Source organism: Arthrobacter subterraneus, from assembly GCF_900099735.1.
GTDB classification, from domain to species: domain Bacteria; phylum Actinomycetota; class Actinomycetes; order Actinomycetales; family Micrococcaceae; genus Arthrobacter_D; species Arthrobacter_D subterraneus.
The window spans coordinates 1-2751 of record NZ_FNDT01000048.1; the positions used below are offsets into that span (position 1 = coordinate 1).

The window sequence follows — 2751 nt, forward strand, 5'->3', positions numbered from 1 at the left end:
CGGCATGGATCAACCAACCGACCGAAACCGCCGGAGAAACGGCGGCCTAACCTCCGTCTAACTCACCTTGGTACCGCTTGACTTGAAAAATTCCGCGTTGGGGACATTGCTTTGGCCCTAGGCATCAATGAAGACTCTGCGTCCTACGCTCTACGCCAGTTACGCGCCGCAAGGCTCGTAGTCTCCCGTCGAGCGGGACGCACCATCTGGTACCGGATCGCGGAAGGGTTCCCTCATGTGTTGCTGAGCTCCTGCGTGACGTCGTTACTCGAGCTCAGCACCACTTCCGGATAGCCCTATAAGCCCCTCAACTTTTGAGGGGACGGATTCCTGCCATCTGGCGGGCTACCCGATCCGCGTGGAATTAACGGCGGCTACGCGGTTTCTAGTGCGATGAGTTCGGCAAGGGTTTGTCGTCGACGGATGAAGTGGAGGTGTATACGGCCCTTCGTCAGTGGGTGGAGGACCGGATCAGCTGGGTTCCCGCTTGGGTAAAGGTTTGGACGCTGGACCGTGTAAGACCTGGCCGTCCGGGTCGAAACGGGAACCATGGCACGGGCAATCCCAGCTCCTTTCACCGTTGTTCCATCCCACCGTGCACCCCATATGGGTACACACAGCGGACACCTGATGCAGTACACCTTGCTCGTCGCGGTAGGCTGCCGTCTGCTCACCGTCAACCTCCAGCACAGCGGCATCACCGGGCTTCAGTTCCTCCACCGGGCCCTCTGGCGACCCGCCGACCCGGTCTTTCAACCATGCCTTACCGATGTGAAGGTTGTGCTTGACGAACTCCTTGCCCGGCAGGGTCGTCTCAGCGCGGCGGGCATCAAACGTGCTCGCCCACGAGTTGTCCTGCCCAACCACCAAGTCTCGCATGAGCATGGCGGCCGCCGTGCCGTTCGTCATTCCCCACCCGGCAAACCCCGTCGCCAAAAGAACCCGATTCGACTTCGGAGTCGCGAAACCGACGAAGGGAATGTGGTCAAGCGTGCTTGTCTCTTCAGCTGACCAGTGGTATCGAAACTCGGTGACACCATAACGCTCCTGCGCCCACTGCTGTAGCTGCGCCCAGCGCTGCTCAGTGTCCGAGATATGGCCGACATCGTGGCCCTCTCCAACAACGATGAGCAGTTCCTCGTCGTTGAGTGTGGCAGTGCGTGTTGAACGGGTCGGGGAACCAACGTTGATGGCCATTCCCGCCTTGACTCTTTCGGGTAAAACTCCTGCTATGCCATAGGAACGGGTCGCCTTCATTCTGCTGAACTGACCGCCCCGGTCCAGAAAGGGGTAGTGCGTCGCGACGACGACGTGCGCGGCGGTTAATTCTCCGGCTGTCGTGTCAACGGTGCAGGTCTCGTTGTCCTCGTTGACATCCCGTGCCCGCACCCCTTCTATTATGTTGCCGCCCTCCCGGATAAATGCTTCAGCCAGTCCGGCAAGATAACGCCCAGGATGGAAGTACGCCTGATCAGGGAAGTGAACAGCGGCGGCAACGTCAAACGGAACCGGCGCGTGCGGGCTGAGCGTGACCGGCAAACCGATTCGCTCCGCAACCCGGGCTTCGGCTTCCACAACCTGAACCTCCTCGGGCCGCTCGGCGTAAATAACGTGCGGGTGGCCCACCTCAAGCATGCAGTCAATATTCAGGCCGTTGGCGAGATCGAGAATTTGTTGAAACCCGGCGACGTTGGCCTCCGCATATGCAGCTGCAGCATCGAATCGCAGCTTCTGCTCGATCTTCGAGTACAGGGTTCCGTGACCGTACGTCACTTTCACTGTCGAGTGGGTGGTCACCGAGCTTAGTAGTCGTCTTGCCTCCACTACCGTCACCTTCAGTCCTGCCCGCTGGAGCAGGAGCGCACTGGTGATCCCCGTGATACCTCCCCCCAGGACCAGAACATCGGATGCGTCGTTCCTGAAACGTGTTGACCCCAGTTCCGGGACGGACATGGTGTCAACCCAGGGAGACATGTGGCGGCTGGCAGGAAAGCTCACTCGCTACTCCTTTCACGGATGAACCTCACCCCGGACAAATAAGGCTACTTACGACCAACACTACGCACCCACACATCACACTGGCCAGAGGGTTGACCCCCGTGAAAGACCAGGCCTACCGTCGTAGGAGGAACCCCACAGCAGAGGTCGAAGGGAGGAACAAACAAATGAGCGAGAACCAGACAGAGCATCGGGAGCACGAATCCCACGAGGAACATTCGCACGGGGAAAAGTGCGGACACGAAAACCGGCAGCACGGTGATCACCTCGACTATCTCCATGACGGTCACTGGCACGCCGAACACGACGGCCACTACGACGAACACTAGCGATGACGGTGCTAACAAGTTGAGAGGCGGCGAACCGATGCACAAGGAAGCGCCGCAGGGTTACGTCGTGGACTTGGCCTGCCTCCGGAAGTACCCGCATGCTGAGCTGGCTGACCGGGCACGCCAACACACGATCGAATGCGCCGTGATGGGCCACTGCGTGGAGAGCGGATATGCGCTCGTCAACGAGGAAGGCGAGTTGTTTCTACTCGATCCTGACGCCACACCGCACGTACTAGCAGCCCTGAACCGTACTCACCTGCAACAGGGAGTCGCCCTACGCGTCCGGCGGGAAATGCTTGACGGTGAAATGAAGACAGTTAGAACGGGCCCGTAGCCGAGGGAGTATCGGCGGCGCTGGCACTGACCCTGTGGTCCATATGGCTGGAGGCGGGGTCCGCGGTCTTCTCTCCCTCACCTTCGG

The 2751-nt window shown here is 59.9% G+C and carries 3 protein-coding genes; 2 read left to right on the top strand and 1 reads right to left on the bottom strand.

Annotation, left to right across the window (positions count from 1 at the left end; genetic code table 11):
* Positions 1-471 precede the first annotated feature (471 nt).
* Complete coding sequence (locus BLS52_RS18950) at positions 472-1974, bottom strand: FAD-dependent oxidoreductase (RefSeq protein WP_090588577.1); 1503 nt, start codon at positions 1972-1974, stop codon at positions 472-474.
* 191 nt (positions 1975-2165) lie between these two features.
* Between BLS52_RS18950 and BLS52_RS18120 the strand changes: the two genes are divergently transcribed.
* The gene (locus BLS52_RS18120; protein WP_090588579.1) at positions 2166-2327 is read left to right on the top strand and encodes a zinc transporter permease; all 162 of its coding nucleotides are present in this window, start codon (positions 2166-2168) and stop codon (positions 2325-2327) included.
* A 37-nt stretch (positions 2328-2364) separates the two neighbouring features.
* Positions 2365-2664: a hypothetical protein gene (locus BLS52_RS18125; protein ID WP_090588580.1), complete on the top strand. Its 300-nt coding sequence runs from the start codon at positions 2365-2367 to the stop codon at positions 2662-2664.
* Positions 2665-2751 lie beyond the last annotated feature (87 nt).